Origin of the sequence: Bradyrhizobium genosp. P (assembly GCF_049949265.1) — a bacterium.
Lineage (GTDB): Bacteria > Pseudomonadota > Alphaproteobacteria > Rhizobiales > Xanthobacteraceae > Bradyrhizobium.
Genome location: NZ_CP188195.1, coordinates 4,521,597 through 4,543,770 on the forward strand (window position 1 = coordinate 4,521,597; position 22,174 = coordinate 4,543,770).

Below are 22,174 nucleotides of genomic sequence, written 5' to 3' on the forward strand. Positions count from 1 at the left end.
GGTCACTCGCCCGTCAAGCGCTGGCCTTCATGAACCCGCACCTGCTCGGCGCCTTGGCTGCCTGCCGACGACAGGCGGAGTGTGCTGAGTGCGGCGCCAGCCAGCGCGAAGCCGACGCCGACCATCAGGGAAATCCTTGTGCCATCCTCCGGAAAGCGCGCCAGCAGTAACGCGACCAGAGCCGCGCCCGTGGTCTGTCCCAGCAGGCGTGCAGTGCCGAGCATTCCGCTGGCGCCACCCGAACGCTCGCGCGGGGCTGCGGCAATCATGGTGCGGTTGTTGGGAGTCTGGAACAGGCCGAAGCCGGCGCCGGCGAGCGCCATGCGCCAGATCACGTCGAAAGGTGAGGCGGCGGCTGGCATCAGCGCCAGGCTAGCCAATCCCGCTGCGAACAGCAGCAATCCGATGCCGCCAAGCAGGCCGGCCGGATAACGCTCAACCAGCCGGCCCGCCAACGGCGCGGCGCATGCGACCGCGATCGGCCAGGGCGTGATCAGCAGCCCGATCTGCACCGCCGAATATCCGAAATGGTTTGCGAGATAGAAGGGCATCGCGACAAAGGCCAGCATCTGGCCGCAGAACGAGGCGATTGAGGTGCCGATCGACAGCGCGAAAATCGGAATCCGCAACAGGTCGACCGGCAACAGCGGCGAGGGCAGGTACTGCTGCCGCCGGACCAGCAGGAAGCCGGCGACCGCGGCGATCGTAAACTCGGAAAGGCAGAGATACAGCGCTTCGCCGTGGCCCGCGCTGTCGATCGCGGCGATGCCAATTCCGAACGTGATGGCGCTCAAACCGGCACTTTGCCAGTCAAAGGCGTGGACCGCCGGATTGGTATGCGGGAGATAGCGCAAGCCCAGCGCCAGGGTTGCGACGCCAAGTGGAATGTTGATGGCGAACAGATACGGCCAGGTTCCGATCGCCAGAATCAACGAAGCCACGGTGGGGCCGACGGCGGCCGAGATGGCGACGACCAGCGCGTTGATGCCGATGCCGCGACCGAGCTGGTCCCTTGGATAGGTGAAGCGAACCAGCGCCGCATTGACGCTGAGGATGCCGGCGGCACCAAATCCCTGCACGATACGCGCGACCGTCAGCAGCGGCAGCGTATGTGACAGCGAGCAAAACACCGAAGCCAACGTGAAAAGCACCAGTCCCGCGAGATAGACGCGGCGATAGCCGATGATTTCACCAAGCGAAGCCAACGGCAACAGCGAAATCGTGATCGCCAACTGGTAGCCGTTGACGATCCAGACCGAAAATGCCGGGCTCGCGTTAAGGTCCTTCGCGATGGTGGGCAGCGCGACGTTGGCAATCGAGCCGTCGATGACGGCCATCACGAGGCCGAGTGCGATCGTGAAAATCGCCCAGTTGCGTTGTGGCTGCGGCAAGCCATCGGCATGCTCGATCATCGCGGACGACATGTCGTGAATTTGCTCTCCGTTCCAGGATGGGTCACTTACCGCATGCTGGATTGGCCTGTGCTTTGCAACCCCCGAAAACGCCGGGCCGCCGGCCGGAACGGAGCATCAGATCGTGTAATTTGGCCTGTCGGCGCGGGGACTCAGCCTTCGCCGAGCAATTGCTTGATGCGGCGCTGGAGCTGGCGCTTCTTGATCTCGCTCCTGCGCAGGCGCTCGTCGAGATCGCTGACCGGGGTATCCGATGTCATGATGCGGAAGGCGAGGCCGACCTTGTTGGCCTGGCGCCAGATCAGCCGCGTGAGGTACGAGCGGCCCTTGCGCGCGACGGTGAGGTTCATCTCCTCCGGGAGTTTCGCGGCGGTGTCGAATTCGACGCAGGCGCCGGTGTCGCTGATATTGCGGACCACGCAATCCATCGTGGTGCCGTGCTCGTTGACGGCTGCAACGCCGCCATAGAGCACCTTGTCACGCGCGCCTTGGCGCCGGTCCTGCATCGGAAATCCTCCAAATGAACGGCCGGACTGTATCGGGATGCGGCGCGATGAGAAGGGCATCGGCAGAACCCGTTGGGATTAAAGTAAATTGATTGCATCCGTGGCGGCCTGAATTCCACGGCAGTTTTTGCGCCGCAACGCGCCGCAGACTTTTGGCCGATCAGTTCGGCAGCCGGCTCTGCCGCCAATCGCGCGGCGACAGGCCGTAGTGCTCGCGGAACACCCGGCCGAAATGCGAGAGATCGTTAAAGCCCCAGGCGAAGGCGATCTCGCTGATATGGCGATGGGCGTGAGCCGGCGAGGCGAGGTCGCGCTTGCAATGCTCGAGCCGCTGCGCCAGCACGAAACGCTGGAACGAAGTTTGCTCGTCGGCGAACAGGTTGTTGACATAGCGCGGCGAGATACCGAGCGCGGCGGCGGCTTCAGTAAGGCTGAGCTCCGGATTGGGCAGGTGCGCCAGCACATGCGCCTTCAGCCGATACAGCAGCGCCGAGCGATGGGTCGAGGCGGGCAACGCGCCGGTGCCGAGCCGCTCGCTCATCGCCATCGCAAGCAGGTCTGCGGCCTGATCGGAGAGGCGGATCGCATTGTCCTGGTCAAGCTTGTCGGCGACATCGGAGACCGCCGCGATGAACTGATAGGCGAGCCGCTCCACCGGCCGATCCGGCGTGAAGGCCGTAGCCGTGAGATTCTGGGTGCCGGCAAAGCGCCGGTGCAGCATGTCGCGCGGCACCTGGAAAATGGTCTGCGTGAAGTCGTCCGTGAAGCGCAATTCGTAGGGCCGCGTCGTGTCATAGAATGCGAATTCGCCGGGCTGGATCAGGGTCTCGCGGCCGTCTTGCAGCACGGCGCCGGCGCCCTTCCGGCCCAGCGCAAACAGCACGAAGTCCTCGCTCGCCCGCGAGATCCGAGACGGCGTGCGGATGACGCGCTGCCGGCTCGATGAGACGGTCGAGCATTTGACAGCGCCGAGCTGCGAGCTGGTGATCGCGCCGTGGAAAGCGCCGCCGAGGTCGGACTTGCAGTCGAGCTGCACAAAGACATCGCAGACGATGTCCTGCCAGAGCGCGAGGCGCCGATAGGTGGGCGCGTCTTCCGTGGTGAACAGGGCCGGCATGATCTCCTCCCTTCACGAGTCCCAACGCTAGCCGCTCAAGTCCTTAGACGCAAAAGCCGAAGCAAGGTCCGTACCGAAGGCAACCGCGCCCGATCGGCCGGCGGTCGAATTTTCGTTCCGTCCCAGTCGAACGGCGTTCCCAGTTTCGCGGCACCATGATGTCAGACGCGGCTGGGGCCGATCAAGTGCTGAGACGGCGGCATTGCCGGCGGCGAGGAGGACATCATGGGCATTGAACATCCGAAATATCGCGTCGCGGTGGTGCAGGCGGCTCCGGCCTGGCTCGACCTCGATGCGTCGATCAGTAAGACTATCGCATTGATCGAGGAAGCGGCCGCCAAAGGGGCAAAACTGATCGCGTTCCCCGAGGCCTTTATCCCCGGCTATCCCTGGTACATCTGGCTGGACTCGCCGGCCTGGGCGATCGGGCGCGGCTTTGTGCAGCGCTATTTCGACAACTCGCTCGCCTACGACAGCCCGGAAGCTGAAAAGCTGCGGCTGGCGGTGAAGAAGGCCGGCATGACCGCGGTGCTCGGCCTGTCCGAGCGCGACGGCGGCAGCCTCTACCTCGCACAATGGCTGATCGGACCCGACGGGGAGACGATTGCAAAACGGCGTAAGCTGCGGCCGACCCATGCCGAGCGCACCGTCTACGGCGAGGGCGACGGCAGCGACCTTGCGGTGTACGACCGCCCCGGCATCGGCCGGATCGGCGCGCTGTGCTGTTGGGAGCACCTGCAGCCGCTGTCGAAATACGCGATGTATGCCCAGAACGAGCAGGTGCATGTCGCGGCCTGGCCGAGCTTCTCACTGTACGACCCGTTCGCGCCGGCGCTGGGCTGGGAGGTCAACAACGCGGCATCGCGCGTCTATGCCGTGGAAGGCTCATGCTTCGTGCTCGCGCCCTGCGCCACGGTTTCGCAGGCCATGGTGGACGAACTTTGCGACCGCGACGACAAGCACGCGCTGCTGCATGTCGGCGGCGGCCACGCCACGATCTTTGGCCCAGACGGCAGCGCGATCGCGGAAAAGCTTCCGCCCGATCAGGAAGGCCTTCTCATTGCCGATATCGACCTCGGCGCGATCGGGGTCGCGAAGAACGCCGCCGATCCGGCCGGGCACTATTCGCGCCCCGACGTGACGCGGCTGCTGCTCAACAAGAAGCCGTCGAAGCGCGTCGAGCATTTTGCGCTACCGCTCGATGGACTCGCAGGCGAAGAGATCGACGCGGCCGCGAGCTGACGCACACAGCCCAACCGGAGGCGACTGCCATGGAATCCGCTATTCCATCTCATCTGCAGACGGCACGGTCCCGTCACCGGCGCGTGCCCGACGACTACACGCCGCCTTATCCGTCGTTTGTCGCGCGACACAAGCCCGCGGTCTCAAGCGTGATCATGGCCTATTTCGGGGTGCAGTATCGCGGCGAAGTGACGGCCGCCGCGACGGACGCGCTGGCGCAGATCGCCGCGCGCTTTGCCGACGACAATGCGCCCACGCATTGGGACCGCGCGCACTATGTCGATCAGGCCGGCTTCACCAATGTCGTCTCGGTCGCCTATTGGGACGACGCTGCGCGCTTCGATGCCTGGTTTCAGCAGGCGCGCGAGGCCTGGACCGGCAGCGGCGCCACGGACGGCGCCGGCCGCTTCATCGAGGTGCTGCGACCGCACGTCGAACGTTACGAGACGCTGTTTTCCTCGCTTGGTCGTCCCGAGGGTGTTGCAGTTCTCGCCGATAATATGAGTGGCGAAGTGCAGGAGCACGCCTATTGGGGCGGCATGCGCGATCGCATTCCGCTGTCGCAAACCGACGCGATGGCCCCACACGGCGAGCCGCGCGCTATCAGAGACGGCGCGCGCATCCGCGTGGTCGCGCACGACAATCTCTGCCTGATCCGCTCCGGACAGGACTGGAGCGACACCGAAGCTTCCGAGCGCAAGATGTATCTCGACGATGTCGAGCCGGTGCTGCGCGAGGGCATGGATTTCCTGCGCGACGAGGGCGGCCCGATCGGCTGCTACGCCAACCGCTACATGCGCGTCGTCGATGCCGAGGGACGGCTGACCGAAAAATCCTACGGCCAGAGCTGGTGGAAGAGCCTGGCTACACTGGAGCGTTGGGCGGAATCGCATCCGACCCATGTCAGGATCTTTGGCGCGGCGATGAAGTATCTGTCGACGCTCGGTCCAAGCGCCAAGCTCAGGCTGTATCACGAGGTCACGGTCGCCGCAGCAGACGAGCAGTTCTTCGAATATCTCGGCTGCCATGACCGGACCGGAATGCTTGGCGCGGTTCATGTCACGACGGACGGGGCAACCTGAGGCCGGTTGCCGATCTACGGCCGCAGCCGGCCGCCATGGGTCGTGATGGCCTGTGCCAGTTCGGCGGCGGGGCCGCGCTTGGTTCGGCGCGCGGTGCGGACCACGAACTCGACGCTGCCGAGCGGCGGCAGCCCTGAGGCCGGTATCTCCTCGAGACCATCCGGAATGAAGCCCTCCGCCTGCGGGGTGACGCCGAGTCCGGCGAGCGCTGCGGCGCGTAAGCCGCTCAAGCTGCCGCTCGAACAGACGATGCGCCAGGGCCGTCCGGACCGCTCCATCGCCTCGAGCACCGCGCTACGCATAACGCTGGGCGGCGAGTAGAGAATGAGAGGCAGCGGCTGATCCGGATCGAGGCGCATGCCGGGTGCGCTGGTCCACACCAGGCGGTCTTGCCACACCAATTGGCCGAGTGCATCCCCGGGCCGGCGCTTGCCCAGCACGAGGTCGAGCTCGCCGGCATCGAGCTGCTGGTAGAGCCTCGCGCTCAAGCCCACCGTCAGTTCGAGATCGACCTGGGGATGCCGGCGGACGAAATCGCGCAGGAGATCCGGCAGCCGCGAATTGGCAAAATCCTCGGCCGCGCCGAAGCGGATCTTGCCGCGAACCTGCGACCCCGCGAAGTAGTCGCGAGCGCGCGCATTGGCCTCCAGGATCGGGCGCGCGAAACCCACCATGGCCTCGCCATCAGCCGTGAGCACCACCGAATGGGTGTCGCGCACGAACAGGCGGCGGCCGGTCTCGGCCTCCAGCTTGCGGACATGCTGGCTCACCGTCGACTGCTTCAGGCCGAGGCGTCGACCTGCCTCCGTAAAATTCTGCGTCTGCGCCACGGTGAGGAAGGTTTCGAGCTGGATCGGGTCGAGCATCGGCTGACCATCATAATTACAAAGCGTAATGACAATAACATCGGTCAACGTGGTTCACAATTGGCGTGTTCAGGCCCACCTTTTGGGGCAAGGAAAGGAGCCGTCATGGGAACCCGTTGGATGAAATCGCTGCCGCACATCGATCCCTACATCGTGGCCATCGTCGGCATGGTTGGCCTTGCCACGCTGCTGCCGCTGCACGGGGCGGGGACCGTTGTCGGCAGCTACGCGACCGATGCGGCGATCGCGCTGCTGTTCTTTCTGCATGGCGCCAGGCTGTCGACGACGGAGGCGCTGGTCGGCGCCCGGCACTGGCGCCTGCATCTGGTGATCTTTTTCGCCACGTTTGGGCTGTTTCCGCTGCTCGGGCTCGCGGCCCATACGCTGGCACCGCATTTGCTGACGCCGGCGCTGTGGGCGGGCGTGATCCTGATCTGCATCGTGCCGTCGACGGTGCAGTCGTCGGTCGCCTTCACCTCGATTGCGCGTGGCAACGTGTCGGCGGCATTATGCTCGGCGACGGCCTCCAATCTCCTCGGGATCGTGGCGACGCCGCTGCTGGCGGGTGTCTTGCTCTCCAGCCATGGCGGGTTCTCCGGTAGCGCCGCGCGCGACATCGTCATCCAGTTGCTGCTGCCCTTTGTGGCAGGGCAGCTGTCGCGGCCGCTGATCGGACGCTGGGTTGGCAGGCACCATATGCTGCTCGGCCTGGTCGATCGCGGCTCGATCCTCCTGATCGTCTACACCGCGTTCAGCGACGGCGTGAGCCATGGCATCTGGCACCAGGTCGATGTGATGCAAATGGCTATCGTGCTCGGCATCGATGCGGCCCTGCTGGCCATGGTGCTGCTCATCACCAATTTCGGCAGCCGGCTTCTCGGTTTCTCTCGCGAGGATCGCATTGCCATCATGTTCTGCGGTTCGAAGAAGAGCCTGGCGAGCGGGCTGCCGATGGCGAGCGTGCTGCTCGCCGGTCAATCGGTGGGACTGATCGTGCTGCCGCTGATGCTGTTCCACCAGATCCAGCTCATGACCTGTGCGGCGCTGGCGCGGCGTTACGCCGGCGCCACGGAAGGCGTCTCACGCGGTCCGGTGACGTCGCTCGTGGAGGCCCGCTGAGTGGCCTCCGCTTGTCGTCCCCCGGCTTGACCGGGGGACCCAGCACGCCGCGGCTTCTCAATCACTGACCGACGTCTCTGGAATACTGGATCGCCCGGTCGAGCCGGGCGATGACGATGACACTGTCTCAAGCGACGCGCAGGCCCTTCGCGATCTCCTTCTGCGCGTCGAATTCGCGGCGCAGGCGCGCCAGCTCCTCGGGGCTGAGCGCGTCGGCATTGCTGTAGTCGCGCTTCCAGGAATGATCCTCGCTCCAGCGCAGCGGTGACTGCACGGTGGTCTGCGGGCCCGGGGCCTGCTCCAGCACGCGCAGCGCCAGCTCCAGCGTGAAGGCCTGCGAAGCCATGTCGTGCGGCTTGCCGGCGGAGTTGCCGAGCGGAAAATCGGAGAACAGGAAGCGCGGTACCGCGGCGTGCTCGACGATATCCTTGGCGCAGCCCATGACGACGGTGGGGATGCCATTCGCTTCGAGGGGCCGTGCCACCAGGCTGATCGTCTGGTGGCACACCGGGCAATTCGGTACCAGCACCGCGGCGTCGACATTGTCGTCGCGGCAGCGCTTCAGGATTTCGGGCGCATCGGTCTCGATGGTGACGCGATGGCTGCGGTTAGTCGGCGCACCGAAGAAGCGCGGCGCGACCTCGCCGATCGTGCCTGCCACGGCGAGCCGCCTGAGCTGCGCCAGCGGGAACCAAGTGCCGCTATCCTTGGCGGAGGTGTGCACGCGGTCATAAGCGATGTGGGAGATCCGCAGATCGTGTTGTTTCGATGTATCGCCGTCATAGACGGAATAGAATTTGGCGCCGCCGTTGTATTTCGCGCCGGGGCCCTGGTCGCCCTTGGCGGGGTCGAACGGTGCCGCCGTCGTGATGAGGGCGACGCGGGACTGGCTCAGCGGTTTCTGCAATGGCTGGAACGGCGCGGACGTGTAGTGCGCCCAGCGGTAGGGCGTGGTGTAGCCGATCGCCGCGTAATAATCGCGGGTGCGCTTCATGTAGCCGATCGGTGCGTCGTCGTCGGGTGCGAAGCCGAGCTGGTCGTCCGAAGATGCGGCCATGTTGCGCTCCCTTTTCCGCGCTATCGTTGTCAGCCATAGCTAGACCAGGGGCCCGCGGTGTCAAGCTGCGGTCACGCCGGAACAGAATTGCGATGCGAACAGGCCTGTGCGCCGGATTGGGCATGCTTGCGATGCTGGTGTCGCCGGTCGGCGCCGGCGCGGACGACGCGCCGTCGGCTGCACCCCGGTACGCCCGCCCGAGCGTTGAGGAGCTTGCGATCCCTCCGGAGAAGCCTGCGGATGGCGCGCGCGAGAGCGACACCCGCGAAGCGATGTGCCTGATGATCGAGTCGGCGGCGCGGGCAAATGACCTGCCGCTTGAGTTTTTCGCCCGTGTGATCTGGCAGGAGAGCCGCTTCCAGCCTGACGCGGTCGGACCTGTCACCCGCAGCGGCCAGCAGGCGCAAGGCATTGCGCAATTCATGCCTGGTACCGCCAACGAGCGCGGGCTGCTCGATCCGTTCAATCCGGTGCAGGCGCTGCCGAAATCGGCCGAGTTTCTGAGCGAGCTGCGCGGTCAGTTCGGCAATCTCGGCCTTGCCGCCGCGGCCTACAATGCCGGCCCGCGCCGGATCCAGGAATGGCTTGCCGGCAGTGGATACATGCCGCAGCAGACGCGCGCCTACGTATACGCGATCACCGGCTCCAGCGTCGACGATTGGGCCGCGGCCGGCCGCAACGGCAAGATGCCGGAGCGGGCGCCGGCGTCGAGCTGCCGCGAGCTGATGGCCCTGTTGACGCGTGCGCCGAACCCGTTTGTGACCGGGCTCGAGGAGCACGTCACGCTGTCCGCCGCCAAGCTCTGGGGCGTGCAACTCGCCGCCGGCTTCAGCCGCGACAAAGCGCTCGCCATGTATGCCCGCGCCATCAAGCGTCTGAGTGCCGTGATCGGCGATCAGGATCCGAGCCTGCTCTCCTCACGGCTGCGCACGCGCGGCAGCGCCACCTTCTACCAGGTCCGCATCGGCGCCGACACCCGCCCCGAGGCGGATGGTCTCTGCAACCGCATCCGCAAGGCCGGCGGGGCGTGCTTCGTGCTGAAGAACAAGGCGTGATCCCGACGCAAAGCGCCGATAGGCCCTGGCGCAGCTGATTGCGGCCGTTGCGTGCTATCGGGTAGTGTCGTCGCTCAGACATCCAATAGCGGCAGACCCCCAAATGGTACGTGAAATGGAATTGCGTCAGGGCGAGATCGCTGTCGACATGCCGTCGGCGCGCGATGCCGGCCTCGTCTTCATCGGCCGGATCCGCACGCCCTGGACCTCGCGGCTGGCGACGCCGCGGCAGGGGCGGCATGACGGCCCGGTGTGCCGGCTCGAGATCTTCGAGCCCTGGACTGCCGCGCTCAAGGGCGTCGATTTCTACACCAACCTCGAAGTGCTCTACTGGCTGCACCAGTCGCGGCGCGACATCGTGCTGCAGAGCCCGAAGAACAACGGCAACACCCGCGGCACCTTCTCGCTGCGCTCGCCGGTGCGGCCCAATCCGATCGGGACCTCGATCGTGAAGCTGGTCGGCGTCGAGGGCAGCGTCATCCTCGTGCGTGGGCTCGACTGCCTCGACGAGACGCCGTTGATCGATGTCAAGCCCGACAGATGCGAGTTCACGCCGCTGGCCCCGCCGCAGGCAGGGGATTTCGAGACGGAGTAAATTCTCTCCATTGTCATTCCGGGATGGTCCGAAGGACCAGACCTCAGATGCGCAATTGCGCATCGGGGAATCTCGAGATTCTCAGGCGCCCAATTGCGCGCCAGAGTTCGTCGCTACGCGGCGCCCCGGAATGACGCCGATGGCGTCACTTCAACGCCGCGATCAGCTTCGCCGCATTCGCCTCCAGCACCTTGCCGTCTTCCTTTTGGCTCGCAGGCTGCAACAGCGCGACGCCGTCGTGGCGGGGCATCACATGCATGTGCAGATGGAACACGACCTGGCCGCCGGCGGGCTCGTTGGCCTGCACCACGGTGATCCCATCGGCGTCGTAGGCCTTCATCGAGGCGGCTGCGATCTTGTGGGCCGTGCGCGCGACGTGGGCGTAGTCGTCGGCCGTGATGTCGAGGATGTTGCGGGCAGGGGCCTTCGGGATCACGAGCGTATGGCCTGATGAACGCGGCATGATGTCGAGGAATGCGAGTACGTGCTCGTCTTCGTAGACCTTGTAGCAGGGGAATTCGCCGCGCAGGATCCTTGCGAAGGGGTTTTGCGGGTCATAGGCGGTCATGGTGGCGGCTCCTCAGCTCAGGTCTTCTTTTTGGGTCGTATCAGAAACGTCAGGCGTCGTCGTCGGTCTTCCGGAACGGGCCGGCTTCAGCGAGTTCGCGGCCGACCTCGGCGACATATTCGCGCTCACGCTTGAGATAATCGGCGATCGCTTTGCGCAGTCCGGGATCGGCGATGTAATGCGCCGAATAGGTGGTCTGCGGCAGGTAGCCGCGCGCCAGCTTGTGCTCGCCCTGCGCGCCGGCTTCGACCACCTTGAGCCCGCGCTGGATCGCGAAGTCGATCGCCTGATAGTAGCAGACCTCGAAATGCAGGAAGGGGTGGTGCTCGACCGCACCCCAGTTGCGGCCGAACAGCGTGTCCGAGCCGATGAAGTTGATCGCGCCGGCGATCCAGCGGCCCTCGCGCTTGGCCATGACCAGCAGGACATCGCGGTTCATGCTCTCGCCGATCAGCGAGAAGAATTTTCGGGTCAGATACGGCCGGCCCCATTTGCGCGAGCCGGTCTCCGTGTAGAATTCGAAGAACGCGTCCCACGCGTCTTCGGTGATGTCGGGGCCGGTCAGCCTGTGGATGGTTATCCCGGCGGTGACGGCGTCGCGGCGCTCGCGCTTGATCGCCTTGCGGTGGCGGGAATTCAGCGTGGCGAGGAAGTCGTCGAAGCTCTTGTAACCGTCGTTGTGCCAGTGGAACTGCTGGTCGGTCCGCTGCAGGAAGCCGTGCTCGCCGAGGAACTTTGCTTCCTCCTCGCGGGCAAACGTCACGTGCACGGACGAGGCCTCGGTGGCGTTGCAGAGCGCCCTCAAGCCCCGTGCCAGCGCCGCGCCGATCTGCGCGCGGTCGACGCCGTCGCGGATCAGCAACCGGGGTCCGGTCGCGGGCGTGAAGGGGACCGAGACTTGTAGCTTCGGATAGTAACTGCCGCCGGCGCGGTGATAGGCCTCGGCCCAGCCGCGGTCGAACACGTATTCGCCCTGCGAGTGCGATTTCAGATAGCAGGGCACCACGCCGACGATTCTGCCATCGAGCTTTGCCACCAGATGCCGCGGGCCCCAGCCGGTCCGCGCGCAGGCCGAATTGGAGGCTTCGGCAGCAGTGAAAAAAGCATGGGAAACGAAGGGGTTATAGCCCGACCTTGAGGCCGTTTGGCAATCTCCTGCCGAACCGGGCGAGGCGAGCGTGTCGAGATTATCGAGACTGTCAGGGTCTGGCTTCGGATTCGCGCAGGCGTCCCATTCCGCGGCCGGAATGTCGCTGATGTCGGGAATGGCTTCGAGGGTGATTTCGGAAGACGCCATCGAGAATCGAGACCGGTCCCATCTTGCGATCAGCGATCGCGCGCGGCGACCAACCCTTGCCAAGATCGTGCATCGCAGCGACGACTTCAAGGCTGCAAGGGGCATGTCAGGTTCCCGGGACGAACCCCTCGAAAATCATCTGGTCGGCGTAACGCGCCGCGCGCTCGTGCTGTTCCGCCGTCCGCACGGTCCAGGCCAGTAGCGGGCAACCGAAGACGTTGCGGGCGATCCAGGGCGCCGGCGCTGGTAACTGGTTGACCCAGAACGCGACGAAATGCGGCTCGGTCCGCATGCCGTGGCGTAGATAGAGCATGCTGTCGCGTTGCGCCGGCGTCAGCTTGGTCCAGGAACTGTCGTCATAGGTGCGCTGGGCGGTGATGCCGCGCGGCAAAGCCGGCATGATTTCGCGCAGCGCCAGCACCTGATCGGGATCGAAGGACATCCCGACCACCGGACCGGAATAGGATGACAGCACCTCCGCCATCCGCCGCACCAGCTTGCGGTCGCCATCGAAATGGCTCTTCACCTCGACCACCAACGGCACGCGGCCGGCGACCAGCGCGCAGAGCTCACCCAGCGTCATCATCCGCTCGGCCGTATCCTTGAACTTGACCGCCTTCAGTTCGGCAGCAGTTTTGGTCAGCAGTGCGCCCGAACCCTCGGTGAGGCGACCCAGCGCGTCGTCATGATGCACCATCGCCTCGCCGTCGGCGGTGAGCTGGATATCGCACTCGATCGCGAAATTACCCGCGACCGCGGCATTGGCCGCGGCCGGCATGTTCTCGATGACACCGCGTGCGGCATCGTGCAGGCCGCGATGGGCGACCGGCCGCTTGGTCAGCCAATCGGGCGCGCGCATGCCTAGGCGACTTCGAAGATACCTTCGACTTCCACCGCCGCATCCGCGGGCAGCGAGGCGACGCCGACCGTGGTGCGGGCGTGGCGGCCCTTGTCGCCGAAGGCTGCGACCATCAGGTCGGAGGCGCCGTTCAGCACCTTCGGCCCGTCGAGGAAATCGGGCGCCGAATTGATGAAGCCGCCGAGCCGCACCACGCGCACCACCTTGTCGAGGTCGCCGAGTGCCGCCTTGACCTGCGCCAGCAGGTTGATCGCACAGCCGCGTGCCGCGGCCGCGCCGTCCTCAAGGCTGACGCCGGCCCCTAACTTGCCCTTGGCGATCAGCTTGCCGTCGGCGCCGAAACAGACCTGGCCGGACACGAACAGCAGGTTTCCGCTGCGCACAAACGGCACATAGTTTGCGACCGGGGAGGTGGGCTGCGGCAGCGTGATGCCCTGTGCCACCAGCTTCTGTTCGATTGTACCCGTCATGATTTTGTCCCCGGTTGGATGATCTCGTGCCTGAAACGCGCTCAGGCCGGGCATTGTTTCGCGCATCGCGCCGCCGGTTGCAAGCGAGGGCGACATGCGGGCATTTTCGTCGATCTGTGCGCAATCACACGGAAAGCCGCCGAAAAAGGCGGCATTGCCGTATCCGTCCGTTACCATTTTGTGAAACGGCCCTAGTTGCGGCGCAATAGGGCCGCCACTATTGTGGCGAGTTGCCGCCGCGTCGAGGAGAACCCATGATCCTGCCATTCCGGAATTCGTCGCGTGCCTTGGCGGCGACGTTCGCTGTCGTTGCAGGATGCGGCTTCGCTCATCTGCCGGCTGCCGCGGCGGCCGGCGGGCCGTTCCTCTCGCATCAGGCGCTGTATGAACTGAGCCTGGTCAAGTCGCGCGGCAACAACGCGATCAATGACGCGCGCGGGCGCATCCTCTACAATTTCTCCGGCAATTCCTGCGAGGGCTATACGTCCGAGTTCCGCCAGGTGTCCGAACTCGACAGCGGCGAGGGCAAGGTGACACTCTCCGACCTGCGCTCGACGTCCTGGGAGGATGCTGCCGGCAAGAGTTATCGATTCAAGATCGACACCCGCATGAACGACAGCGAGTCCGCACCGGTCGACGGCGTCGCCGAGCGGGTCGGCGACCACATCACCGTGAAGCTCACCGAGCCGGTGAAGAAGACCTTCGATCTCGACGGCAAGACCGTGTTCCCGACCGAACAGATCCAGGACATCATCGCTGCGGCCCGCGCGGGCAAGTCGGTGCTCGAACTGACCGTCTATGACGGCTCCGACAATGGCCAGAAGGTCTACAACACGCTGTCGGTGATCGGCCAACCGATCCCGGGCGACCACGCCCCGGCGTCACCCGATGCGTCGACCTCGAGCGACGTGATGAAGTCGATGACGCGCTGGCCGGTGACGGTGAGCTATTACGACCGCGACGCCAGGGCAAAGGACGGCGAACAGACGCCGGTCTATGCGATGTCGTTCGAGCTCTACGAAAACGGCGTCTCCCGGGCGCTCGTGCTCGACTACAACGATTTCGTGATCTCGGGCGCGATGGGCAAATTCGACGTCAAGGACTCCAAGCCCTGCAAGTGAGGGGACTGGTCCTCTCAACTGTCGTCCCGGGCAAGCGAGGCGCGACCCATAACCACAGGGTTGAGTTGTTAGGCGAGGCTGTGGCCCCAGCGAACTTCACCACCCACAGCGGTGGATGGGTCCCTGCTTTCGCAGGGGCGACAGCTGGAACGAGTGGACGAATTGCTCCATCGCTTCCTCTGGCCGGAACCGCCGGACCCGGATACGCTTCTCTCAAACACACACGTGTCAGGGAGGCACCATCATGAGCAAGCTCGAACATCTTCGCCCCAGCGGCCTTCACCACAATCCGGCATATTCCCACGTGGTCGCAACCTCGGGCGCGCGCACGATCTACATTTCGGGACAGGTGTCAGTCGACGAGGAAGGACGCGTGGTCGGTCCCGGTGATCTCGCCGCGCAGACGACGCAGGTGATGCACAACCTCGGTCTCGCGTTGAAGTCCGCCGGTGCCAGCTACGTCAACATCGTGAAGATCACGACCTTCGTCGTCGGCTACAGACCGGAACTCCGTCCCATCATCGGCAAGGCGCGCTCTGCGTTCTTTGAAGGCATGGAGCCGCCGGCGAGCACGCTGGTCGGGGTAACCGCGCTCGCCGCTCCGGAATGGTTGATCGAGATCGAGGCGGTTGCCGTCGTTTGATGTCCAACAGCCTTCATGCGCGCGCTTGACCCGCGCATCCATCTCTCTTCAGAGACTCTTCGAGGTAGATGGATGGCCGGCCCGTCTCCGCCAAGGCTTCGACGAGGCTGACGGTCTCAGGCACGCCGAAGCCCTTGGCGAAGGCGGCAAGCCCGGCCATGACGGCGCGGCGCCTACTCCTCCGCCGGCTTCTCCGGCCCATCGTAAGCAATGCCCCTGATCACGGCGGCATTGCCGAACTTCTTGCGCAGGCTGTCGATCGCGCGTTCGGCATGGGCGGAACGGCGGTCGAGCATGTCGGCATCATTGGCCTGCGCGCCGGGCCGTAGCGCGCTGACGCCGGTGCCCATCAGGCGGAAGGCGGTGCCGTCGATTTCCTTGGCCAGCATCTCGCGCGACACCGCAAAGATCTTGGCGGCGAGTTGAGTCGGGGTCTGGATCGATTGCGAGCGGGTGCGCTGACGGAAGTCCGCGGTCTTCAGCTTCAGCGTGATGGTGCAGCCGGAGAGATCGCTCGTCTTCAGCCGTGCCGAGACTTTCTCCGACAGTTTCCAGAGCAGCTTTTCCAGCGTCGCGAAATCGCGGATGTCGGTTTCGAACGTGGTTTCGCTCGAGATCGTCTTGGCGCCGCGATCGGCCACCACCGCGCGGTCGTCGATGCCGCGCGCCAGCCGCCACAGCCGGCGGCCTTCGCCGGCAAACTGCTTCATCAACTCGGTCTCATCGGCGCGCTGCAGGTCGGCGATGATGCGGAAGCCGCGCTGCACCAGTTTCTCCTGCGTCGCGGGCCCGACACCGTAGATGAAGCCGACCGGCTTGTCGGCGAGCATCGCGCGGGCTTCTTCCTGGTCGAGCGCGGCAAAACCGCGGGGCTTGTCGAGGTCGGAGGCGATCTTGGCCAGGAACTTGTTGCAGGACAGGCCGACCGACACCGTGATCCCGATGTTGCGCTCGACGTCGCGCGCGAACTTCGCGAGCACCTTGGCCGGGATCATGCCGTGGACCCGTTGCGTGCCCGACAGATCGAGGAAGGCCTCGTCGATCGACAGCGGCTCGACCAACGGTGTCAGCGCCTGCATGGCGTGGCGCACCTCGCGCCCGACCCGGACATATTTCGCCATGTTCGGCGGAATCACTGTCGCGCCCGGGCAGAGATCGAGCGCCTTGAACATCGGCATCGCCGAGCGGATACCGTAGGTACGGGCGATGTAGCAGGCGGCCGATACGACGCCGCGCTTGCCGCCGCCGATGATCACGGGCCGGTCGGCGATCTCAGGATTGTCGCGCTTTTCGACGGTCGCATAGAACGCGTCGCAATCGATGTGGGCCAGCGCCAGCGCGGGAAGGGTGCGATGGCGCACCAGCCGCGGCGAGCCGCAATGGCTGCATCGCTTCGCCTTGATGTCGAGATCGCCGAGGCAGTCTCGGCAGAAACTGAAGGGGCCGTCGAAAGCTGGCGCCGCCGCCGTCGTCACGGCACGTCGCGCTCCCACTTCGGGTCACCCAGCGCCTGATGGGCGGCGGCGATGTTGGTCGGATGCAGCTCCGAGGCCTTCGCAAAGGCTTTCACAGTGGCATCGTCGCGCATCACGAAATCGAGCACACTCGCGAGAAATTGAGGATTGGACGCGGCGTTGCGCAACGTCTCTGGCCCGATTCCCGTCTCGGCCAGAAACAACCCCAGCCGTTCAGGATCGCCGGCAATGAAGCTCAGCGCCTGAATCGCAACGATTTCAGCGACTTCCCGAGGGTTGTGAACAGGCTTTTTCAAAGCGTCGGTTTGCCTTTCCGTTAACTTATGGTCTCTATTGAGAGGCCCATCATGCCCGAGTCTTCCAAGCGTGTTCAAGCAACGGAAACCACGCTGCGGAAGTTGTACTGTGGGGTTAACGGGTTAGAGCGATTCTGGCGCTAGTTTGAATTCACATTTTCTACGTGCCCCAAGCGCGGTGCGTGATGCGCCGCAGGTGGGCCCGTTCTCTAGGTTTGGGAGGGACGGGATGGCCAAAACCGTCCTGATCGTCGAGGACAACGAGCTTAACATGAAGCTCTTTCGCGATCTGTTGGAAGCGCATGGCTATCAGACCTCGGGCACCAGCAATGGTTTCGAGGCACTTGATCTCGTCCGCAAGCTGCGTCCGGATCTCATCCTGATGGATATCCAGTTGCCCCAGGTGTCCGGCCTCGAAGTCACGCGCTGGATCAAGGACGATCCCGAGTTGCGCGCGATTCCGGTGGTCGCGGTTACCGCCTTTGCCATGAAGGGCGATGAAGAACGCATCCGCGAGGGCGGCTGCGAGGCCTATTTGTCCAAGCCGATCTCGGTCGGCAAATTCATTGAGACTGTCCGGCGCTTCATCGGATAGGGGAGTAGTGGTTCGATGTCCGCGCGTATCCTCGTCGTCGATGACGTTCCGGCGAACGTCAAGCTGCTGGAAGCCCGGCTGTCGGCCGAATATTTCGACGTGCTGACCGCCTCCAACGGCACCGAGGCGCTGGAAATCTGTTCGCGCGCCGAATGCGACATCATCCTGCTCGATGTCATGATGCCCGATATGGACGGCTTCGAGGTCTGCCGCCGCCTGAAGTCCAATCCGGAAACCCATTTCATTCCCGTCGTCATCGTCACCGCGCTGGACAGTCCCTCCGATCGGGTTCGTGGCCTCGAGGCCGGCGCCGACGATTTCCTGACCAAGCCGGTGTCCGACATCGTGCTGATCGCGCGGGTGCGCTCGCTGACGCGGCTGAAGATGATGACCGATGAGCTGCGCATGCGCGCCATCACTTCGCTCGAGATCGGCATGCAGGCGCCCGAGCGCAGCGCGATCGCCGACAAGGGGATGGGCGGCCGCATCCTGCTCGTCGACGACCGCCCGTCGTCCTATGAGAGGCTGGCGCCGATCCTGTCCGCCGAGCACACCGTCGATGTCGAGATCAATCCGTCGGAAGCGCTGTTCCATGCGGCCGAAGGCAATTATGATCTGCTGATCGTTTCGCTAAGTCTCGACAATTACGATGGCCTGCGCCTGTGCAGCCAGGCGCGCTCGCTGGAGCGCACCCGCCAGGTGCCGATCCTCGCGATCTCGGATGCCGACAACAACGCGCGGCTGATGCGCGGGCTCGAGATCGGCGTCAACGACTATCTGCTGCGCCCGGTCGACAAGAACGAGCTGCTGGCGCGCGCACGGACCCAGATCCGCCGCCGCCGCTACACCGACCATTTGCGCGACAATGTGCAGAACTCGATCGAAATGGCGATCACGGATGCGCTGACCGGGCTGCATAACCGCCGCTACATGGAAAGCCATCTCGGCACGCTGGCCGAGCAGGCCTCGATGCGCGGCAAGCCGTTGGCGCTGATGATCCTCGACATTGATTATTTCAAGGCGATCAACGACACCTACGGCCACGATGCCGGTGACGACGTGCTGCGCGAATTCGCCGTCCGGATTCGCAAATCGATCCGCGGCATCGACCTCGCCTGCCGCTATGGCGGCGAGGAATTCGTGATCGTGATGCCGGAGACTGACCTTCACGTCGCCGGCATGGTCGCCGAGCGGCTGCGCCGCTCGATCGCCGGCGAGACCTTCGCCGTCGAGAAGGGTGCCAAGCGAATCGAGGTCACGATCTCGATCGGCCTCACCACGCTTGAGCAAAAGGGCGAACCGGTCAACGACGTGCTGAAGCGCGCCGACACCGCGCTCTACCGCGCCAAGCACGACGGCCGCAACCGGGTAGTTTCGGCCGCGGCTTAACGCCCCCGCTTCACCGCGTCATACGCCATCCGCTTGAACTCGAACGAGAACGGATGGACGAATGCCATCTGACGCTGCGCCATCATCACGCCCGCGACGTTGGCTTTCGGCGAGATCCACCATTGCGTGCCCGCGACACCACCCCAATAGAGTTCACCGGCGGCATCGGGATGATCGATCGGCGAGGGGTTGAGGATCAATCCGCCGGCGAGGCCGAAAGCCTTGCCCGGCTGTTCGCCCATCATCGCAAAGCGAATCCACTGTCCCGGGGAGAGCTGGTTGGTCATCACCTGCGCCATCGTCTCGGGCTTGAGCAGCGTCGGCCCGCCCGGCAGCAGGCTGCGGATCAGCGCCACCATGTCGGGCATCGTCGACACCAGACCGCCGCCGCCGTTGAAGCGCGGCACCGGACGCAGATAGGCACCCGGATAGGGCGAGTTGTCGGTCCGCGTCAGCCCCGGCTTCATCGGGTCCATCAGATCGGCGCCGGCGTAATAGGCGACGAGCCTGTTGTAGTCCTTCTCGGGAACATAGAAGCCGGTGTCGACCATGCCGAGCGGATCGAGGATCCGCGCCTTGATGAAGGTGTCGAACGGTTGCCCGCTGACCACCTCGACCAGACGCGCGACCACGTCGATCGCCACCGAATATTCCCACGACGTTCCGGGGTGGTAGAGCAGCGGCAGATCAGCCAGTCCGTCGACCATGTCGGCGAGCGTCGTCAGCGGGTTGAGGATCTTGCGTTCGTTATAGCCCTGGAAGATCGGCGTGCCCGGATCGAACAGGCCGTAGCTGAGGCCCGCGCTGTGGCTCAGCAGATGGCGGATGGTGATCGAGCTTTTGGCAGGCTCGGTCTGATCAAGCGACGTCGCGCCTTTCAGCAAGACCTTCCGGTTGCCGAGTTGCGGAATGAATTTTTCGATAGGGTCGTCGAGCTTGAAGCGGCCTTCCTCGAACAGCAGAAGCGCCGCGCTGGAGGTGATCAGCTTGGTGTTGGAGAAGATGCGAAAGATGTGGTCGGTGCGCAATGGAATCTGTGCTTGCTTGTCGGCCCATCCGACGCAGCTGACGTCGACCAGTTCGCGGCCGACCATGACCGCGGACGAGATGCCGGACAGCAGATTGTTGTCGATATAGCGCTGCATGGCCGCGCGCGCCGGCGCGAAATCGTAGCCGGTGGCGGTCACCTTCAGATCTTCCATGGTCGCTCCTCGTTGAATGGCTGCTGTCGCGTGTGCCCGGCAATCTCGCCGCGCGGAATATCCGTCTGGTGACATCGTCGCGCGGTTAGCGCTAACAACCAAACGGGAGTGCGGGACGCAACCGAATTCAGCCGGCGCGCGTCTTCGGCGCGACCGCAGGCTTGTTTGCGGCACCTGACATGCCGACCTTCACCCCGGCATTGGCCAGCAACACCCGCGCAGCTTCCTTTGCTGCGCGCGCCATCGCGGGGTCGTCGCGCACCAAATCCTGCGCGATCGAGCCATCCACCAGCAGCACAAGCTGCGTCGCAAGCCCCTCGGCATCGGTGACGCCGAGCTGGTCCAGCAGATCGCGAAACCAGATGCGGCGGTTTTCCTTGAAGGCAACAGCGATGTCGCGAACCGCCCGGTCCTCTGGTCCGAGCTCGGCCACCGCGTTGACGAACGGGCAGCCGCGGAAGTCCTTGCTCGCGAAACGCCGCTCAAGCGAATCGAAGGTGGCAAGGATCTGGTCGGCCGGCGGCTTGCCGGAGGGATGCGGTTGCACGAAGCGGCGCTGGAGATAGGCTGATATCAGCGCGTCTTTCGACGGGAAGTGATTGTACAGCGTGCGCTTGCTGATCCCGATCTCCGCCGCGATGGTGTCGACGCCGATGGCGCGAATACCCTGCAGGTAGAACAGTCTGTCGGCGGTCTCGAGGATCCGCTCTTTCATGGTCTGTTTCGGAGGCGGGGAAGCCATGCGTCGGCCGTGATCCTCTTCGCTTGACAGGGCAGTCCGTCTATAGACTAATTACACAGGTCTGTGTAACTAAATGATACGGGAATCGCAGGCTGCGGCAGTCGTGCCGCGCCGAAACGGGAGAACAAGAACAATGCCCCTGTTGAAGGTCCTGCGTCCGACGCTTCCGATCCTGATCGGCGCCTCCATCATGCTCACGCTGAGCATGGGGCTGCGGCAGAGCCTCGGCATCTTCCTGCAGCCGCTGACCCATGACATCCACATCTCGGTGTCCGATTTCACGCTGGCGCTCGCCGTGCAGAACCTCGCCTGGGGCTTCCTGCAGCCGCTGGCCGGTGCGATGACGGTGCGCTACGGCTTCCGCCAGATCATGGTGGTTGGTGCGCTGTTCTACATTGCCGGCCTTGCAATGATGACGTCCGCGCACGGCATGATCAGTGTCATGATCGGCGCCGGCGTGTTGATCGGCACCTCGCTCGCCTGCACGGCGAATGCGATCGCGATGTCGGTTGCCGCGCGCGCGGTGCCCGCGACGGTGCGCTCGACGGTGCTTGGCATCGTCTCCGCTGCGGGCTCGCTCGGCGCGCTGGTGTCGGCGCCGATCGGCCAGATGCTCAATGAGGGATTCGGCTGGCGCGTCGGGCTCGGGGCCTTTGTCATCCTGTCGGTGTTCATGATCCCGGCCGCCTGGTACGCCGGCCGTGTCGACCAAATTCCGCTGCCGAAGCCGTCGGCCGATGACATCGGTAACGCGACTGCCGCAACCGCGGTGAAGACCGCGTTCGGCAACGCGTCGTTCGTGGTGATGACCTGCGCTTACATGGTCTGCGGCATGCAGCTTGTGTTCCTCACCACGCATCTGCCGTCGTATCTGGCGATCTGCGGCCTCGATCCGATGCTGAGCGCACAGACGCTCGGCATGATCGGCGGCTTCAACGTAATCGGCTCGCTGTTCTTCGGCTGGGCCGGCCAGCGCTGGAACAAGCTCGCGCTGCTCGGCGGCATCTACATCTTCCGCTCGCTGGCGCTCGGCTGGTACTTCATGCTGCCGGCGACGCCGGCCTCGACGCTGCTGTTCGGCGCCATCATGGGCTTCCTCTGGATGGGCGTCGGTCCGCTGGTCGCGGGCGCGGTCGCCGAAATGTTCGGGCTGCGCTGGCAGGCGATGATCCAGGGCCTCGCCTTCATGAGCCATCAAATCGGCAGCTTCCTCGGCGCCTATGGAGGAGGGCTGATCTACGACACGCTGGGCTCCTACACCATGGCCTGGCGTATTGGTGTCGCGCTCGGGCTGGCCGGCGGCATCATCCAGGTGGCGTTCGCGCTGATCCGGCCGTCGCAGCCGCCGCTGCTCAGGACTGCCTAGCGCCGATTCGATTGACCTGAATTCGCGGGGAGCGGCTGCCAAACGAAAGGGCGATAGAAATGGATGCCTATTTATCAGTCCGTCAACTGCTGAGAAAATA

General features: G+C 64.6%; 23 protein-coding genes. 10 read left to right on the forward strand and 13 right to left on the reverse strand.

The genetic code is table 11. The annotated features are described in order from the left end of the window. Window positions 1-2: 2 nt before the first annotated feature. The 3 genes from ACP2YO_RS21795 to ACP2YO_RS21805 form a co-directional block, all read right to left on the reverse strand. Window positions 3-1,424 (reverse strand): MFS transporter, encoded by a 1,422-nt coding sequence (locus ACP2YO_RS21795; RefSeq protein ID WP_426442627.1) that lies wholly within the window; start codon window positions 1,422-1,424, stop codon window positions 3-5. 140 nt (window positions 1,425-1,564) lie between these two features. Continuing rightward, the gene (locus ACP2YO_RS21800) at window positions 1,565-1,918 is read right to left on the reverse strand and encodes a PilZ domain-containing protein (RefSeq protein WP_426442628.1); all 354 of its coding nucleotides are present in this window, start codon (window positions 1,916-1,918) and stop codon (window positions 1,565-1,567) included. A 160-nt stretch (window positions 1,919-2,078) separates the two neighbouring features. Beyond that, window positions 2,079-3,035: a helix-turn-helix domain-containing protein gene (locus ACP2YO_RS21805; RefSeq protein WP_426442629.1), complete on the reverse strand. Its 957-nt coding sequence runs from the start codon at window positions 3,033-3,035 to the stop codon at window positions 2,079-2,081. 225 nt (window positions 3,036-3,260) lie between these two features. On the opposite strand from ACP2YO_RS21805, the gene ACP2YO_RS21810 reads away from it, so the two are divergent. Both ACP2YO_RS21810 and ACP2YO_RS21815 read left to right on the forward strand, forming a co-directional pair. Continuing rightward, complete coding sequence (locus ACP2YO_RS21810; RefSeq protein WP_426442630.1) at window positions 3,261-4,277, forward strand: carbon-nitrogen hydrolase family protein; 1,017 nt, start codon at window positions 3,261-3,263, stop codon at window positions 4,275-4,277. Between the two features lie 29 nt (window positions 4,278-4,306). After that, complete coding sequence (locus ACP2YO_RS21815; protein ID WP_426442631.1) at window positions 4,307-5,359, forward strand: phenylacetaldoxime dehydratase family protein; 1,053 nt, start codon at window positions 4,307-4,309, stop codon at window positions 5,357-5,359. A gap of 14 nt (window positions 5,360-5,373) precedes the next feature. Here ACP2YO_RS21815 and ACP2YO_RS21820 read toward each other — a convergent pair whose 3' ends face one another. Then, window positions 5,374-6,225 carry a LysR family transcriptional regulator gene (locus ACP2YO_RS21820; RefSeq protein WP_426442632.1) on the reverse strand — a complete coding sequence of 284 codons (852 nt, stop codon included), beginning with the start codon at window positions 6,223-6,225 and terminating at the stop codon, window positions 5,374-5,376. A 105-nt stretch (window positions 6,226-6,330) separates the two neighbouring features. On the opposite strand from ACP2YO_RS21820, the gene ACP2YO_RS21825 reads away from it, so the two are divergent. Beyond that, on the forward strand, window positions 6,331-7,344 hold the full coding sequence (locus ACP2YO_RS21825) for a bile acid:sodium symporter family protein (protein WP_426442633.1): 1,014 nt from the start codon (window positions 6,331-6,333) through the stop codon (window positions 7,342-7,344). 127 nt (window positions 7,345-7,471) lie between these two features. Here the strand turns inward: ACP2YO_RS21825 and ACP2YO_RS21830 are convergent, their stop codons facing one another. Further along, window positions 7,472-8,401: a glycine/sarcosine/betaine reductase selenoprotein B family protein gene (locus ACP2YO_RS21830; protein WP_426442634.1), complete on the reverse strand. Its 930-nt coding sequence runs from the start codon at window positions 8,399-8,401 to the stop codon at window positions 7,472-7,474. A 92-nt stretch (window positions 8,402-8,493) separates the two neighbouring features. Here ACP2YO_RS21830 and ACP2YO_RS21835 point away from each other — a divergent pair, with 92 nt between their 5' ends. Continuing rightward, window positions 8,494-9,456 (forward strand): transglycosylase SLT domain-containing protein, encoded by a 963-nt coding sequence (locus tag ACP2YO_RS21835; protein WP_426442635.1) that lies wholly within the window; start codon window positions 8,494-8,496, stop codon window positions 9,454-9,456. A 103-nt stretch (window positions 9,457-9,559) separates the two neighbouring features. Continuing rightward, window positions 9,560-10,051, forward strand: a complete 492-nt coding sequence (gene tsaA / locus ACP2YO_RS21840) for a tRNA (N6-threonylcarbamoyladenosine(37)-N6)-methyltransferase TrmO (protein ID WP_426442636.1) — start codon at window positions 9,560-9,562, stop codon at window positions 10,049-10,051. Between the two features lie 145 nt (window positions 10,052-10,196). Here the strand turns inward: tsaA and ACP2YO_RS21845 are convergent, their stop codons facing one another. The 4 genes from ACP2YO_RS21845 to ACP2YO_RS21860 form a co-directional block, all read right to left on the reverse strand. Beyond that, the gene (locus ACP2YO_RS21845; RefSeq protein WP_426442637.1) at window positions 10,197-10,619 is read right to left on the reverse strand and encodes an HIT family protein; all 423 of its coding nucleotides are present in this window, start codon (window positions 10,617-10,619) and stop codon (window positions 10,197-10,199) included. A gap of 49 nt (window positions 10,620-10,668) precedes the next feature. Beyond that, a complete protein-coding gene (locus ACP2YO_RS21850; RefSeq protein WP_426442638.1) occupies window positions 10,669-11,916 on the reverse strand; it encodes a GNAT family N-acetyltransferase in 1,248 nt (415 codons plus the stop codon). Window positions 11,917-12,022: 106 nt separating this feature from the next. Then, window positions 12,023-12,775, reverse strand: coding sequence for a glycerophosphodiester phosphodiesterase family protein (locus ACP2YO_RS21855; protein ID WP_426442639.1), 753 nt, complete (start codon window positions 12,773-12,775; stop codon window positions 12,023-12,025). 2 nt (window positions 12,776-12,777) lie between these two features. Next, on the reverse strand, window positions 12,778-13,245 hold the full coding sequence (locus tag ACP2YO_RS21860) for a RidA family protein (protein WP_426442640.1): 468 nt from the start codon (window positions 13,243-13,245) through the stop codon (window positions 12,778-12,780). Between the two features lie 254 nt (window positions 13,246-13,499). On the opposite strand from ACP2YO_RS21860, the gene ACP2YO_RS21865 reads away from it, so the two are divergent. Both ACP2YO_RS21865 and ACP2YO_RS21870 read left to right on the forward strand, forming a co-directional pair. Then, window positions 13,500-14,366, forward strand: a complete 867-nt coding sequence (locus tag ACP2YO_RS21865) for a cell envelope integrity EipB family protein (protein ID WP_426442641.1) — start codon at window positions 13,500-13,502, stop codon at window positions 14,364-14,366. A 244-nt stretch (window positions 14,367-14,610) separates the two neighbouring features. Beyond that, entirely contained in the window at window positions 14,611-15,009 is a 399-nt protein-coding gene (locus tag ACP2YO_RS21870; RefSeq protein WP_426442642.1) for a RidA family protein, read from the forward strand. A 173-nt stretch (window positions 15,010-15,182) separates the two neighbouring features. Here the strand turns inward: ACP2YO_RS21870 and ACP2YO_RS21875 are convergent, their stop codons facing one another. Then, a complete protein-coding gene (locus ACP2YO_RS21875) occupies window positions 15,183-16,502 on the reverse strand; it encodes a DNA polymerase IV (protein WP_426442643.1) in 1,320 nt (439 codons plus the stop codon). After that, window positions 16,481-16,780, reverse strand: coding sequence for a DUF3572 domain-containing protein (locus tag ACP2YO_RS21880; RefSeq protein WP_426443283.1), 300 nt, complete (start codon window positions 16,778-16,780; stop codon window positions 16,481-16,483). Before ACP2YO_RS21880 ends, ACP2YO_RS21875 begins: the two co-directional genes overlap by 22 nt. Before the next feature lie 229 nt (window positions 16,781-17,009). Here ACP2YO_RS21880 and ACP2YO_RS21885 point away from each other — a divergent pair, with 229 nt between their 5' ends. Together ACP2YO_RS21885 and ACP2YO_RS21890 are read left to right on the forward strand one after the other, a co-directional pair. Next, on the forward strand, window positions 17,010-17,375 hold the full coding sequence (locus ACP2YO_RS21885) for a response regulator (RefSeq protein ID WP_027538546.1): 366 nt from the start codon (window positions 17,010-17,012) through the stop codon (window positions 17,373-17,375). Between the two features lie 15 nt (window positions 17,376-17,390). Beyond that, a complete protein-coding gene (locus ACP2YO_RS21890) occupies window positions 17,391-18,764 on the forward strand; it encodes a PleD family two-component system response regulator (RefSeq protein ID WP_426442644.1) in 1,374 nt (457 codons plus the stop codon). On the opposite strand, the gene ACP2YO_RS21895 is transcribed toward ACP2YO_RS21890, so the two are convergent. Beyond that, window positions 18,761-19,966, reverse strand: a complete 1,206-nt coding sequence (locus ACP2YO_RS21895; RefSeq protein ID WP_426442645.1) for a serine hydrolase domain-containing protein — start codon at window positions 19,964-19,966, stop codon at window positions 18,761-18,763. The genes ACP2YO_RS21890 and ACP2YO_RS21895 overlap by 4 nt on opposite strands. Window positions 19,967-20,093: 127 nt before the next feature. Further along, complete coding sequence (locus tag ACP2YO_RS21900) at window positions 20,094-20,681, reverse strand: TetR/AcrR family transcriptional regulator (protein ID WP_426442646.1); 588 nt, start codon at window positions 20,679-20,681, stop codon at window positions 20,094-20,096. Between the two features lie 160 nt (window positions 20,682-20,841). Here ACP2YO_RS21900 and ACP2YO_RS21905 point away from each other — a divergent pair, with 160 nt between their 5' ends. Next, window positions 20,842-22,074: an MFS transporter gene (locus ACP2YO_RS21905; protein ID WP_426442647.1), complete on the forward strand. Its 1,233-nt coding sequence runs from the start codon at window positions 20,842-20,844 to the stop codon at window positions 22,072-22,074. Window positions 22,075-22,174 lie beyond the last annotated feature (100 nt).